General features: G+C 71.9%; 14 protein-coding genes and 3 tRNA genes. 14 read left to right on the top strand and 3 right to left on the bottom strand.

Translation table 11 applies throughout. The features are described from left to right. Positions 1–8: 8 nt before the first annotated feature. The 3 genes from htpX to K7862_RS10755 all read left to right on the top strand — a co-directional run bounded on the left by htpX (position 9) and on the right by K7862_RS10755 (position 1,899). On the top strand, positions 9–869 hold the full coding sequence (gene htpX, locus K7862_RS10765; RefSeq protein WP_222962249.1) for a zinc metalloprotease HtpX: 861 nt from the start codon (positions 9–11) through the stop codon (positions 867–869). Next, complete coding sequence (locus K7862_RS10760; RefSeq protein WP_222962248.1) at positions 866–1,258, top strand: YccF domain-containing protein; 393 nt, start codon at positions 866–868, stop codon at positions 1,256–1,258. Before htpX ends, K7862_RS10760 begins: the two co-directional genes overlap by 4 nt. Positions 1,259–1,440: 182 nt before the next feature. Continuing rightward, a complete protein-coding gene (locus tag K7862_RS10755; RefSeq protein WP_222962247.1) occupies positions 1,441–1,899 on the top strand; it encodes a peroxiredoxin in 459 nt (152 codons plus the stop codon). Positions 1,900–1,954: 55 nt separating this feature from the next. Here K7862_RS10755 and K7862_RS10750 read toward each other — a convergent pair whose 3' ends face one another. Further along, positions 1,955–2,443: a YajQ family cyclic di-GMP-binding protein gene (locus K7862_RS10750; protein WP_075017196.1), complete on the bottom strand. Its 489-nt coding sequence runs from the start codon at positions 2,441–2,443 to the stop codon at positions 1,955–1,957. Between the two features lie 409 nt (positions 2,444–2,852). Between K7862_RS10750 and K7862_RS10745 the strand changes: the two genes are divergently transcribed. The 3 genes from K7862_RS10745 (at position 2,853) to K7862_RS10735 (ending at position 5,190) form a co-directional block, all read left to right on the top strand. Next, positions 2,853–2,934, top strand: a tRNA-Tyr gene (locus K7862_RS10745). Between the two features lie 527 nt (positions 2,935–3,461). Continuing rightward, positions 3,462–3,815, top strand: a complete 354-nt coding sequence (locus K7862_RS10740; protein WP_222962246.1) for a hypothetical protein — start codon at positions 3,462–3,464, stop codon at positions 3,813–3,815. Positions 3,816–4,218: 403 nt separating this feature from the next. Further along, positions 4,219–5,190: an aldo/keto reductase gene (locus tag K7862_RS10735; RefSeq protein WP_222962245.1), complete on the top strand. Its 972-nt coding sequence runs from the start codon at positions 4,219–4,221 to the stop codon at positions 5,188–5,190. A gap of 88 nt (positions 5,191–5,278) precedes the next feature. Here the strand turns inward: K7862_RS10735 and K7862_RS10730 are convergent, their stop codons facing one another. Together K7862_RS10730 and K7862_RS10725 are read right to left on the bottom strand one after the other, a co-directional pair. Further along, a complete protein-coding gene (locus tag K7862_RS10730; RefSeq protein WP_222962244.1) occupies positions 5,279–5,938 on the bottom strand; it encodes an NAD(P)H-binding protein in 660 nt (219 codons plus the stop codon). 9 nt (positions 5,939–5,947) lie between these two features. Continuing rightward, positions 5,948–7,195, bottom strand: coding sequence for an amidohydrolase family protein (locus K7862_RS10725; RefSeq protein WP_222962243.1), 1,248 nt, complete (start codon positions 7,193–7,195; stop codon positions 5,948–5,950). Between the two features lie 276 nt (positions 7,196–7,471). Between K7862_RS10725 and K7862_RS10720 the strand changes: the two genes are divergently transcribed. From K7862_RS10720 to K7862_RS10685, 8 genes are all read left to right on the top strand, one after another. Then, a tRNA-Thr gene (locus K7862_RS10720) sits at positions 7,472–7,544 on the top strand. Between the two features lie 46 nt (positions 7,545–7,590). Then, positions 7,591–7,663 (top strand) — tRNA-Met (locus K7862_RS10715). 84 nt (positions 7,664–7,747) lie between these two features. Continuing rightward, positions 7,748–7,912 (top strand): 50S ribosomal protein L33, encoded by a 165-nt coding sequence (rpmG, locus tag K7862_RS10710; RefSeq protein WP_004571794.1) that lies wholly within the window; start codon positions 7,748–7,750, stop codon positions 7,910–7,912. 188 nt (positions 7,913–8,100) lie between these two features. Continuing rightward, a complete protein-coding gene (locus tag K7862_RS10705) occupies positions 8,101–8,571 on the top strand; it encodes a MaoC family dehydratase N-terminal domain-containing protein (RefSeq protein WP_222962242.1) in 471 nt (156 codons plus the stop codon). Then, the gene (locus tag K7862_RS10700; RefSeq protein ID WP_222962241.1) at positions 8,571–8,999 is read left to right on the top strand and encodes a MaoC family dehydratase; all 429 of its coding nucleotides are present in this window, start codon (positions 8,571–8,573) and stop codon (positions 8,997–8,999) included. Before K7862_RS10705 ends, K7862_RS10700 begins: the two co-directional genes overlap by 1 nt. Positions 9,000–9,168: 169 nt before the next feature. Then, positions 9,169–9,723, top strand: coding sequence for a TetR/AcrR family transcriptional regulator (locus K7862_RS10695; protein ID WP_222962240.1), 555 nt, complete (start codon positions 9,169–9,171; stop codon positions 9,721–9,723). A 74-nt stretch (positions 9,724–9,797) separates the two neighbouring features. Continuing rightward, positions 9,798–11,249: a DHA2 family efflux MFS transporter permease subunit gene (locus K7862_RS10690; protein WP_222962239.1), complete on the top strand. Its 1,452-nt coding sequence runs from the start codon at positions 9,798–9,800 to the stop codon at positions 11,247–11,249. A gap of 189 nt (positions 11,250–11,438) precedes the next feature. After that, positions 11,439–12,494: a UDP-N-acetylmuramate dehydrogenase gene (locus tag K7862_RS10685; RefSeq protein ID WP_222962238.1), complete on the top strand. Its 1,056-nt coding sequence runs from the start codon at positions 11,439–11,441 to the stop codon at positions 12,492–12,494. Positions 12,495–12,521: the final 27 nt, after the last annotated feature.

Raw genomic sequence — 12,521 nt, 5'->3', positions numbered from 1 at the left:
GGCGCACCGTGCACAGCCGGCACAACGGGTTGAAGACCGCCGTACTTCTCGGCGTTCTGTCCGCACTCATCCTGTTCATCGGCAGCCTGTTCGGCCGTACCGGACTGATCATCGCCCTCGTCATCGCCCTGGCCACCAACGCCTACGCCTACTGGAACAGCGACAAGCTCGCGCTGCGGGCCATGCGCGCCCGGCCGGTCAGCGAGTTCGAGGCACCCGCGCTGTACCGCATCGTGCGGGAGCTGTCGACCAGCGCCCGCCAGCCCATGCCCCGGCTGTACATATCGCCCACGGACGCGCCGAACGCCTTCGCCACGGGACGCAACCCGCGCAACGCCGCGGTCTGCTGCACCTCCGGCATCCTCGGCATCCTCGACGAGAGGGAGCTGCGCGGCGTCCTGGGCCATGAGCTGAGCCACGTCTACAACCGGGACATCCTCATCTCCTCGGTCGCCGGCGCCCTCGCCTCGGCGATCGTCTTCCTGGCCCAGTTCGCCATGTTCCTGCCGATCGGACGCTCCGAGGACGACGACGGGCCGGGCATCATCGGCCTGCTCCTGCTCGCCATCCTCGGCCCGGTGGCCGCCTCGCTCATCCAGCTGGCCGTCTCCCGGTCGCGGGAGTACGAGGCGGACGCGTCGGGCGCCCGGCTCACCGGAGATCCGCTCGCCCTCGCGTCGGCGCTGCACAAGCTGGAGACTGGAACCAAGCAGCTCCCGCTGCAGCCGCGTCCGGAGCTGGAGACCACCAGCCACCTGATGATCGCCAACCCCTTTCGTCCGGGCGACGTCTCGCGGCTGTTCTCCACCCACCCGCCCATGGCCGATCGCATCGCGCGACTCCAGGAAATGGCAGGGCCCACACGATGAAGACCATCCTCAACGTCATATGGCTGGTGCTGTGCGGTCTGTGGATGTGCCTCGGCTACTTCGTGGCCGGGCTCATTCTCTGCATCACGATCATCGGTATCCCGTTCGGCATCGCGGCCTTCCGGATCGGCGTCTACGCCCTGTGGCCGTTCGGCTACACCACCGTCGAACGCCGGGACGCGGGCGCCGGCTCACTGATCGGCAACGTGCTGTGGCTGATCCTGGCCGGCTGGTGGCTGGCCCTGGGCCACATCGTCACCGGGGTCGCGCTGTGCATCACGATCATCGGCATCCCGTTCGGCATCGCGAACTTCAAGCTGCTGCCGCTGTCGCTGATGCCGCTGGGCCGGGAGATCGTGCCCACGGACCAGCCGTTCGCCACGCGCTGACCCCGAGGCCGGCCGTCGCCGGCTCCGGGGGCGGTAGGCGCTGACTCCGAGGGTGGAAAGCGCTGCGCCTGCGGCGGCGGGCGCCGGCGCCGCGACCGCGGGTAACGGCAGGACCGCCCGGTGCGCGAGGATGGCCGTGAGCCGCGGCGCCGGCGCCGCGGTCACGAGCCAAGGAGATGGCGATGAGCCTGCAAGTCGGCGAGACGGCACCGGACTTCACGCTCCCCGACCAGTCGGGGGCGCCGGTCACGCTCAGCGAGAAGCTGGCCGACAGGGTCGTGGTGCTCTACTTCTACCCGAAGGACAACACCCGGGGCTGCACGGCGGAGGCATGCAGCTTCCGCGACAACTACGAGTGCTTCAGCGACGCCGGCGCCGAGGTCATCGGGATCAGCTCGGACAGCGTCGAGTCGCACGAGAAGTTCGCCGGCCGCCACGAACTGCCGTTCATCCTGCTGTCCGACAAGGACCGGGCCGTGCGGAAGCAGTACGGGGCGACGACGCTCGGCGTCGTCCCGGGGCGCATCACCTTCGTCATCGACCGGGACGGCGTCATCCGGCACACGTTCTCGTCGATGGCGAACATCGGGCCGCACGTGGAGGAGGCGCTCCGCGTCGTGCGGGAGCTGACGGCCGCCTGAGGCGGCCGGGGCGGTGGCGGGTGGCCGCCGCCCCGGGACCGGGCTTATCGGCAGATCACCGGTAGTTGACGAACTGCAGGGCGAAGTCGAGGTCCTTGCCCTTCAGCAGCGCCTGGACGGCCTGGAGGTCGTCCCGGCTCTTCGAGCTGACCCGCAGCTCGTCGCCCTGGACCTGGGCCTTGACGCCCTTCGGGCCCTCGTCACGGATGATCTTCGCGACCTTCTTGGCGTTCTCCTGGGAGATGCCCTCCTCGATCGACGCGAAGATCTTGTACTCCTTGCCGGAGAGCTGCGGCTCACCCGCGTCCAGCGCCTTCAGCGAGATCCCCCGCTTGACCAGCTTGGTCTCGAAGACGTCCAGAATCGCCTTCACGCGCTCCTCGGAGTTCGCCTCCATGAGGATCTTCTCGCCCGACCACGAGATCGACGCCCCGACGTTCTTGAAGTCGTACCGCTGCGAGATCTCCTTGGCGGCCTGGTTGAGGGCGTTGTCGACCTCCTGCCGCTCGACCTTCGAGACGATGTCGAAACTGGAGTCGGCCATGTTCTGTGGGCTCCTTGGCTGTGTTCCCTGCTTCTTCCCTGGGTGCGGCACCGGGGTGCCGTCCGCGGCCCCGGCCCCGTCTCCGGACCCGGCACCGCCACCCCGAAGCCTAGGCCCTGCCTGGCAAATCCCGCCTGTCCCGCGGTGTCTGGCACGCACGCTCGCTGCGTTGTCGGTCGTCAGCGCAGCCCGCTGCGCTCTCCTCCCTCCGCCTTGCGATCGCACGCACCAGACGCCGCGGGCCCCGCCCTTCGGGCGGACGGCGCTATTTGCCAGGCAGGACCTAGCCATCTCCCCCGCCCGAGCCCTGATCAATCCGGTGGCGAACCACCCCTGAGGATCGGGTATCGTTTACGTCGTCGCCACGGAGCACCGCCTCAGCGGATCCGGCTCCAGGGCGTCGTCCCATGGCGGTATGCCCGAGTGGCCAATGGGAGCGGACTGTAAATCCGTCGGCTTAGCCTACCGTGGTTCGAATCCACGTGCCGCCACGCTTAGGGAGAAACCCTCTCTGACCAGCAGTGATGCTGGCCGGGGAGGGTTTCTTCGTGTTCGGGCCGCCGTCCTGCGGGAGTTGGGCTCCTCCGGGTGGTGCGCCGGCGGGTGGTGACGTGATGCATGAGGTCCGCGGGAGCGGTCAGAAGACGGGGGAGCCGGGACGGCCCGCTGTGCTTGGGCGGATGTGCGGGCTGTCCCGGTCCTCCTGTGGTGGGAACAGGCAGCCGCGGAGCCGGTATGACTCGCCGGCACCGCGGCTGGTCCACCTGCGGGCGGCTCCGGACACCGGCACGGCCGCCCCGCTCCGGTCGCAGGACGCGGCAGCCCGTCGCACCCTGAATGAATGAGTGTGCCGACGTCAGGGCAGGAACCCCCGCCGGAGCGAGCACCCCACGTCGCAGGGTCGCCGGACACGCCCTCGGAGGGGAGCCACCCGCCGCAGGGCGGTACGGCCCCGGGCACGCCCCCGCCCGGGGGTCACCACCTCAACCCGCCGCCCCGGCGGAAGTGGCCGTGGATCGTGCTGGCCGTGGCGGTGGTCGTCGTCGCCGGCATCGCCGCCCTCGCCACCTTCGCCCACCACGAGTCCTCACAGCCCGTCTCCGTCCGCTACAGCGTGACCGGCTCGGCCCACAACGTGGACGTCACCTACTCCACCTGGGACAACCAGGTCATCACCGCGGCCCGCCAGACGGGTGTGGTGCTCCCGTGGCAGAAGGTGGTCACCACCACCGGCTTCTCCAAGGGCGGCGCCCTGACCGTCACCCTGGGCTCCTCGGGCGGAACCGCGACGTGCTCGGTGGCCGTCCAGGGCAAGACCTACACCGCCACCGCCACCGGCCCCTTCGCGAGCGCCCAGTGCCGGGGTTTCTGACGCACGTGCGGGTGCGCATGGCTCCGCGGCGCGCGAACACACGTCGGCAGCGCCGCGCGACAGCACTGCCCACCACGCGACCTGCTTCCTGAGTTCCCGTCACGCGGGGCGGGGAGCCCGGGGATGCGGAACCCCTTCCTCTGCGCCGATTGGCGTATGGCCACACCTTTGACCGCGGGTGCATGGTGGCCCCACCCCCCGCTGCGCCCCGCCGCGCCCCCGTCGGCGGGGCGCACCCGGGGCCGGGCCCGATCCGCGGAGAGCACGCGTCCGGGCCGCGCGAGCCGAAACGGCCCGTGACGAAGAGCCGGACCGCACGCGCCGCCCGACGCTCCCCGGCCCGTCACACGCTGCTGCTATCTTCACCCGGTCCATGACGTGATCACTCGCGCGAGGAGTCCTCATGCGCTATCGCCCGCTCGGCCGCGGCGGCCTGCAGGTGTCGGAGATCGGCTACGGAGCCTGGGGGATCGGGGAGTCCGCCTGGATCGGGGCCACCGAGGAGGAGTCGCTGCGTGCGCTGCACCGGGCGCTCGACCTCGGCGTCAACCTGATCGACACCGCGCGCGGCTACGGCGAGAGCGAGCGGATCGTCGGCCAGGTGGTGCGCGAGCGCGCCGGCCGCGACGGCGAGGTGCTGGTCGCCACCAAGGTGCCGCCGCTCAACGGGGTCTGGCCGGCGCCCGCGGGCCTCGACCCGGCCGAGACGTTCCCCGGCTCGCACATCCGCGAGAGCCTGCGGACCAGTCTGCGGGCCAGCGGCCTCGACCACTTCGACGTGCTGCAGTTCCACGTCTGGAGCGACGAGTGGGTGGGCCGCGGCGACTGGCTGGAGACCATCGCGGAGCTCAAGCAGGAGGGCCTGATCCGCCAGTTCGGGGTGTCGATCAACGACCACGAGCCGGACAACGCCCTCGCCCTGGTCCGCAGCGGCGTCGTCGACAGCGTGCAGGTCATCTACAACATCTTCGACCAGGCGCCGGCCGACGCGCTGTTCCCGGCCTGTGAGGAGCACGGCGTCGGCGTGATCGTGCGCGTCGCCCTCGACGAGGGCGGGCTGACCGGCCGCATCACGGCCGGCACCACGTTCCCCGAAGGCGACTTCCGCAACCGCTACTTCAAGGGCGACCGTCCGGCCCAGGTCGAGGCGCACGTCGACGCGCTGACCGCCGACCTGGGCATCGGCACCGAGGAGGTGGCGGAGGCCGCGCTGCGGTTCGTGCTGAGCGCGCCCGCGGTCTCCACCGTGATCCCGGGCATGCGCAGCGTCCGCAACGTCGAGCGCAACGTGGCCGTCAGCGACGGGGTGCTGCTCTGCGCTGACACCCTCGCGAAGCTCGCCAAGCACCGCTGGGAGCGCAACTTCTACCAGTGACCGTCACGGGGGCGGGCGCACCGCTTCCACCCGGGACCGTCCGGGCGCCGGCCACCTCTGACGATCCGCCGGCGCCCCCGGGCGGGCCTCAGCCCGAGGTCACCGCCCGGACCGCCTCGTCGATCGAGGACTCGCCGGAGACCAGTTCGAGGGTCGCGCCCACCGTGTTCCGGGCGTCCAGCAGCGCCACCAGGGTCGCGGCGACGTCGTCCCGGGGGACCGAGCCGCGGCCGGTGCTCGGCGCGAGCCGGATGCGGCCGGTGCCCGCGTCGTTGACCAGCGCGCCCGGCCGCAGGACCGTCCAGTCCAGCCCGTCCCGCGCGCGGATCGCGTCGTCGGCCGCGCCCTTGGCCCGCAGATAGGCGCGGAAGGTCTCGTCGGCATACTCGGACCGCGCGTCCGCGCCCATGGAGGAGACGATCAGGAACCGGCGCACGCCGGCGCTCTCGGCCGCGTCCGCGAGCAGGACCGCCGCGTCACGGTCGACCGTCTGCTTGCGTTCGACCCCGCTGCCCGGGCCCGCGCCCGCCGCGAAGACCGCCGCGTCCGCGCCCCGCAGCACGGCCGCCACCTGGTCGGTGCTCGCCGACTCCAGGTCCAGCACCACGGGCTCGGCGCCCGTCGCCCTCAGGTCGTCCGCCTGGGCCGGGTTGCGGATCAGCCCGGCCACGCTGTCGCCGCGTGCCGTGAGCAGCCGCTCCAGCCGCAGCGCGATCTGTCCGTGTCCACCTGCGATCACCGTACGCATGCCGCGACGTTACGCCTCGCGGTGCGCCTGACGTGGGAGGTCGAGGGGCGTCTCACCCGCCGAGTCGCAGTACTCGCGGACGGCGCTGGTGCGGGAGACCACGCGGCCTCGGTGGATGACGATCCGGCTGTAGCCCAGGGAGAGGACCGCGGCCACGCCGTCGCCGCGCACCGCGAGCAACTCGGCGGGGAAACCGGCCTCCACGCGGACGTCGGACAGGCCGAGGGCCGCCCGGGCCTGGCCGCTGATCAGGTCGTACGACCGCAGTGGCCCGCAGGCGCCGTGCGAGGCCAGCAGGAAGGCCGCCTCCAGCGGGTCGCCGCGGCCCACCGGGTTGCCGAGGTCGCCGAGCGAACCGCTGCCCGCGCACACCCGGACGCCCGCCGCCCGCAGCGCTCGGACCGGCGCGACGCCGCCGCGGTCCGTCAGCGCGCAGCCGCCCTGGGGGAGCGCGGCCACCGTGACGCCCGCGGCGGCCAGCCGTTCGGCGGTCGCGGTCACCACCTGGGACGGCAGGGCGCCCAGGCCGTGGCAGGGACCAAGGGTGACGCCGGGCCGCATCCCGCCGGCCATCGCCGCCAGCCGGGCCAGCCGCGCCGGGTCGTCGGCCGCGGTGTGCAGGTCGACCGGCACCCCGAACTCGGCGGCGAGCGACAGCACGGCCTCCGCGTACCCGCTCGGGTCCGGGTCGAGGTCGGGACAGCCGCCCGCCGCGCAGGCCCCCATCTTCAGCGCGTCCCGCAGCATCGCGTAGCTGTCGGCGCCGGCCGCGCCGGTGAGCAGCCGCGGCACCGCGACCACCTGCACGTCGACCAGTCCGCGCAGCGCCCGGCGGGCGGCGAGCACCGCCTCCAGGTCCTGCAGCCCCTGGACGTCGCCGATCCGCACATGGGAGCGGACGGCGGTGGCGCCGTGGCCGAGCTGGAGCAGCGCCGCCTCGATCGCCCGGCGCTGGACGTCCTCCGGATCGCCCGACGGGGGGCCGCCCGCGGTCAGCGCCAGGTCGAGGTGGGCGTGGGGTTCGACGGGTGCGGGCAGCAGCAGGTAGCCGCGCAGGTCGATCCGGGCGCCCTCGGCGGCCCGGCCCGAACGGCCGGACACCGCGCCGAGACTGCCGGCGGTGCCGACGGCCTCGATCCGCGGCCCGCTGAGGCGCACGTCCACGATCCGGCCGTCGACGAGCCGCGCCCCGCACAGCAGCAGGGTGGCGGTCTCCTCGGCGGTCTCGTGCCGGCTGTCACGGGGGCTGTCGGTCATCGCGCTCCTCCGGGTGCGGGCTCGGCCGTGTCCGGCGTCGGCAGAGGTCCGACGTCAGCAAAGGCCGGGCGGGCGGGCGTCGTCGGGAGGCAAGATCACGCGGACCGAGCCTAGGGCGCGGTGCCGCGACTGACCGGTACGACCCGGAAGGTGCGGATTAGTCGTACCGGTGTGGCGGTCCCGGACGGCCGGGTTCACGTGTCCGAGGGGCCCGATGTGCCCTGCCGGATACGGATTTCACGTATCGCTGCGGACCGTGTAATGTCTTCCTCGCTCGCCCCAATAGCTCAGTCGGTAGAGCGTCTCCATGGTAAGGAGAAGGTCTACGGTTCGATTCCGTATTGGGGCTCTGGTGGATCGGTTCCCCGCTGTCATGGCGGGGGCCAGTTCATCGAAGCGGCGTAGCTCAGTCGGTAGAGCAAGCGGCTCATAATCGCTGTGTCACCGGTTCAAGTCCGGTCGCCGCTACTCTCCGTAGCCGATTGCGGGTTCGGTCCCTCGGTCGGCTACTATTCCTGTGTTCATTTCACCTGTTCGTCAAGGAGCACTCACGTGGCCGCCACCGACGTCCGCCCGAAGATCACGCTGGCCTGCGTGGAGTGCAAGGAGCGGAACTACATCACCAAGAAGAACCGGCGTAACGACCCGGACCGCCTGGAGATGAAGAAGCACTGCCCGCGTTGCAACGCGCACACCGCGCACCGCGAAACGCGCTGACGCTCCGTTCCCCGCACTGCCGCAGTACGGCGGGCATGGCGATCCCGGTCCAGCCGGGTCACACCGCCGTACGCGCCAGGCCGTAACTTCACCACGAGGCCGTTCCCGTGTCACACACCGGGGGCGGCCTCGCGGTTTGCCGCGACAACGACCTTTTCGCTGGCGACGTTTCCGCACCGGAGGTGCCGATGGCCCTGGACCAGTCCTTCGTCGGGCGCAGTTATCCGCCCACCGACCCCTATGAGGTCGGCCGGGAGAAGATCCGCGAATTCGCCGAGGCGATCGGCGACGCGAACCCGGTCTACACCGACCGGGAGGCGGCCAAGGCGCTCGGGCACCCCGACGTCATCGCACCGCCCACCTTCCCCTTCGCGATCACCTTCCAGGCGGCCGGCGTTGTGGTCCAGGACCCCGACCTGGGGCTGGACTACAGCCGCGTGGTGCACGGCGACCAGAAGTTCGCCTACACCCGGCCGGTGCGGGCGGGCGACCTGCTGACCGTCACCTCGACCATCGAGGCGATCAAGTCGCTGGCCGGCAACGACATCCTGGACATCCGCGGCGAGGTCCACGACGAGTCGGGCGAGCACGTGGTGACCGCCTGGACGAAGCTGGTCGCGCGGGCGGCGGGCGAGGACACGACGGGCGGGGAGGCGTGATGGCGGCCACGATCGCGTACGACGACATCGAGGTCGGCACCGAACTGCCGGCCCGGACCTTCCCGGTGACCCGGGCCACCCTGGTCCGCTACGCGGGCGCCTCCGGTGATTTCAATCCCATTCACTGGAACGAGAAGTTCGCCCGGGAGGTCGGTCTGCCCGACGTCATCGCGCACGGCATGTTCACCATGGCCTCCGCGATCCGCGTCGTGACCGACTGGGTGGGCGACCCCGGCGCGGTGGTGGAGTACGGCGTCCGGTTCACCAAGCCGGTCGTCGTGCCCAACGACGACCAGGGCGCGGTCGTGGAGGTGACCGCCAAGGTCGCCGCGAAGCTGGACGACCGCCGGGTCCGGGTGGACCTGACCGCGACGAGCGCCGGCCAGAAGGTCCTGGGCATGTCGCGCGCCGTCGTCCGTCTGGCCTGACGAACCGGCCGTCCGGCCGGTCGGCCTGACGAACCGGCCGTCCGGCCGGTCGGCCTGACGGCTGGCCGGGCCTTCGATACAGCCGGGTAAGGGGCGTCCTCGCTGCGGGGCGCCCCTTACCCATGCGTCCGTCTTGACTAGGTAGTGATTGGCCACTAACTTAGGATCCATGGTCAGGATGAGCGCAGAGGAGCGGCGCGAGAGCGTCATCCGTGCGGCGATGAGCGAGTTCGCCCACGGCGGGTACAACGGCACCTCCACCGAGGCGATCGCGCGCCGCGTGGGCGTCTCGCAGCCGTACCTCTTCCGGCTCTTCCCGAACAAGCAGGCCATCTTCCTGGCGGCGTCGCAGTACTGCATCGCCACCACGACCGAGGTGTTCACCGAGGCGGCCAAGGGGCTGCCGGTGGAGGAGCGCCTGGGCGCCATGGCCACCGCCTACCAGAAACTGATCCACGACGACCCCGAGCGCCTGCTGATGCAGATGCAGACGTACGTCGCGGTGGCCGCCGCCGAGGCCGAGGGGGACCGCGAGTTCGGCGAGGCCGTGCGCCGCGCCTGGCAGGAGCTGTGGGACGCCGTGCACATCGAGCTCGGCGCGGACGTGGACGAGACGACGCAGTTCCTGGCTTACGGGATGCTCGTCAACACGCTGGTCTGCCTGGGGTATCCGGCCGGCCACCGCAACTGGGAGGGGTTCTACGAGTCGGCGCGGCCCGAGTGACCCGCGGGCCCGGCCCGTCCGGGCTTCTTCATGACCGTAAAAGTTAGTCATCAATAACTAACTCAGGGGAAACGATGAACCAGCAAGCAGCACGACGGCCCGGCTCCGCCGCCTGGGCGCTCATCATCACCAGCGTGGCCGGTTTCATGGCGGCGCTCGACAACCTCGTCGTCACCACGGCGCTCCCGTCCATCCGCAAGGATCTCGGCGGCGCGCTGTCCGACCTCGAATGGACCGTCAACGCCTACACGCTCACCTTCGCGGTCCTGCTCATGTTCGGCGCGGCGCTCGGCGACCGGTTCGGCCGCCGCCGGCTGTTCGTCATCGGACTCGGCGTCTTCACCGGCGCGTCCGCCGCGGCCGCGATGGCCCCGGGCATCGGCGAACTGATCGCCGCCCGCGCTGTCCAGGGCGTCGGCGCGGCGATCATGATGCCGCTCACCCTCACCCTGCTCACCGCGGCCGTGCCCGCGGAACGCCGTGGCGCCGCCTTCGGCATCTGGGGCGCCGTCAACGGACTGGCCGTCGCCAGCGGACCGCTCATCGGCGGCAGCCTCACCCAGCACCTGTCCTGGCAGTGGATCTTCTGGCTGAACGTGCCGCTGGGCATCGCCCTCGTCCCGCTGGCCCGCCTGCGGCTGGCCGAGTCCACCGCACCCGGCGCCCGGCTCGACGGCCGCGGCACCGCCCTGGTCAGCCTCGGCCTGTTCGGCATCGTCTTCGCCCTGGTCAACGCGACCTCGCACGGCTGGACCAGCGCCCGGGTGCTCGGCGGGCTCATCGGCGGCGCGATCCTCGTCGCCGCGTTCATCCGGCACGGCGTGGTGGCCCGGAACCCGATGCTGCCCATGCGGCTCTTCCGCGGCCGGGCCTTCTCCGCGATCAACGCGGCCAGCGGCCTGATGTTCACCGGCATGTTCGGCTCGATCTTCCTGCTCAGCCAGTTCCTGCAGAACGTCGTCGGCTACTCGCCCACCGAGGCGGGTCTGCGGATGCTGCCGTGGACCGGCATGCCGATGATCGTCGCGCCCATCGCCGGCTTCCTCTCCGACCGGATCGGCGGCCGCCCGGTCGTCGCGGCCGGACTCGCGCTGCAGGCCGTCGGACTCGCGTGGTTCGCACTGGTGATCTCGCCCGACGTCTCCTACCTGGCGCAGCTCCCCGCGCTGATCATCAGCGGTACGGGCATGGCGCTGTTCATCGCGCCGGCCACCAACCTGGTCATGTCCAGCGTCCGTGGCCCCGAGCAGGGGATCGCCTCCGGGGCGAACAACGCGCTGCGCGAGGTGGGCGGGGCGCTGGGCATCGCCGTCCTCGGCTCGATCTTCTCGGCGAACGGGGGTTACGGGGCGCCGGCGCAGTTCGTCGCCGGCCTGACGCCGGCGCTCTGGGTGGGGGCCGGGGTGCTGGGAGCGGCCGTGGTGGCCGCGCTGCTCCTTCCGCGGGGTGGGCGGGCGGTGCCGCCGGCGCTGCGGAAGGAGGGGGTGCCGGGGTCGGCTCGGGCCGCGGTGACGGTGGCGCGTTAGCCTCGGGCAGCGCTGCCTCCGCCCGGCTGTACCTGATTCACCCCCCACCAGCCGGCAGCCGCCGACGCCCCGACGCCATCACCGGAGTCCCGAGCCCGGCGTAAGGGAGCACCGGGTGGGGGGTGGGTGAAAAAAGCCGAGGCCTGGCTGCCCGAGCCCCACGGATCACCCCTTGGACATAATGAAACGGTGCACGTTATGGAGAACACCCCCCTCGCCCCCCTCACCACCTTCCGCGTGGGCGGGCCGGCCGCCCGCCTCGTGACGGCCCGGACGGACGACGAGCTGGTCGAGGCCGTGCGGGCGGCCGACGCCCGCCAGGAGCCCGTCCTGCTGATCGGCGGCGGCAGCAACCTGCTGATCGCCGACGAGGGGTTCGACGGCACCGCCATCCGCATCGCCACGCAGGGCGTGACCCTGAGCGGTACGCGGCTGGAGCTGGCCGCGGGGGAGAACTGGTCGGACGCGGTCGCGGCCACCGTGCGCGAGGGACTGGCCGGAATCGAGTGCCTGGCGGGGATCCCGGGGTCGGCCGGCGCCACCCCGATCCAGAACGTCGGCGCCTACGGCCAGGAGGTGTCCAGCACGATCACCGAGGTCGTCGCGTACGACCGCCTCCACGGCGAGACGGTGACGCTGGCCGGTGGGGAGTGCGGCTTCGCTTACCGGCACAGCCGTTTCAAGGCCGACCCGGCGCGGCACGTGGTGCTGCGGGTGCGGTTCGGGCTGGAGGACGCGGGCGGCATGTCCGCACCCGTGAAGTACCCCGAGACGGCCCGGGCGCTCGGCGTGGAGGCCGGCGACCGGGTGCCGCTGGCCAAGGCGCGGGAGACCGTGCTGGCGCTGCGCTCCGCCAAGGGCATGGTGCTGGCCGAGGACGACCACGACACCTGGTCGGCCGGCTCGTTCTTCACCAACCCGGTGCTGGACCCGCAGGAGTACGCCGCGTTCCTGGAGCGGGCGCACGCCCGGCTCGGCGCGGACGTCACCCCGCCCGCGTACCCGGACGGCACCGACCGTACGAAGCTGTCGGCTGCCTGGCTGATCGACAAGGCGGGGTTCACCAAGGGCCACGGCACGGGACCCGCCAGGCTCTCCGGCAAGCACACGCTGGCCCTCACCAACCGGGGCGGCGCCACCGCGCAGGACCTGCTGACGCTGGCCCGTGAGATCCGCGACGGCGTCCGCGCCGCGTTCGGCGTGACCCTGGTCAACGAGCCTGTGACGGTGGGCGTCCGGCTCTGACCGTCTGACCGTCTGACCGTCCGGCCG

The organism is Actinacidiphila acidipaludis (assembly GCF_019890725.1).
GTDB classification, from domain to species: Bacteria; Actinomycetota; Actinomycetes; order Streptomycetales; family Streptomycetaceae; genus Actinacidiphila; species Actinacidiphila acidipaludis.
The sequence above is the reverse complement of the archived record's forward strand: the minus strand, read 5'-3'. Positions and strand labels throughout refer to the sequence as shown.

Coding starts and splice junctions, on each gene's coding strand:
- K7862_RS10750 (WP_075017196.1), bottom strand. CDS start 2,443: ATGGCCGACTCCAGTTTCGACATCGTCTCGAAGGTCGAGCGGCAGGAG.
- K7862_RS10690 (WP_222962239.1), top strand. CDS start 9,798: ATGAACCAGCAAGCAGCACGACGGCCCGGCTCCGCCGCCTGGGCGCTC.
- K7862_RS10755 (WP_222962247.1), top strand. CDS start 1,441: ATGAGCCTGCAAGTCGGCGAGACGGCACCGGACTTCACGCTCCCCGAC.
- K7862_RS10705 (WP_222962242.1), top strand. CDS start 8,101: ATGGCCCTGGACCAGTCCTTCGTCGGGCGCAGTTATCCGCCCACCGAC.
- K7862_RS10735 (WP_222962245.1), top strand. CDS start 4,219: ATGCGCTATCGCCCGCTCGGCCGCGGCGGCCTGCAGGTGTCGGAGATC.
- K7862_RS10725 (WP_222962243.1), bottom strand. CDS start 7,195: ATGACCGACAGCCCCCGTGACAGCCGGCACGAGACCGCCGAGGAGACC.
- K7862_RS10760 (WP_222962248.1), top strand. CDS start 866: ATGAAGACCATCCTCAACGTCATATGGCTGGTGCTGTGCGGTCTGTGG.
- K7862_RS10730 (WP_222962244.1), bottom strand. CDS start 5,938: ATGCGTACGGTGATCGCAGGTGGACACGGACAGATCGCGCTGCGGCTG.
- K7862_RS10700 (WP_222962241.1), top strand. CDS start 8,571: ATGGCGGCCACGATCGCGTACGACGACATCGAGGTCGGCACCGAACTG.
- K7862_RS10695 (WP_222962240.1), top strand. CDS start 9,169: ATGGTCAGGATGAGCGCAGAGGAGCGGCGCGAGAGCGTCATCCGTGCG.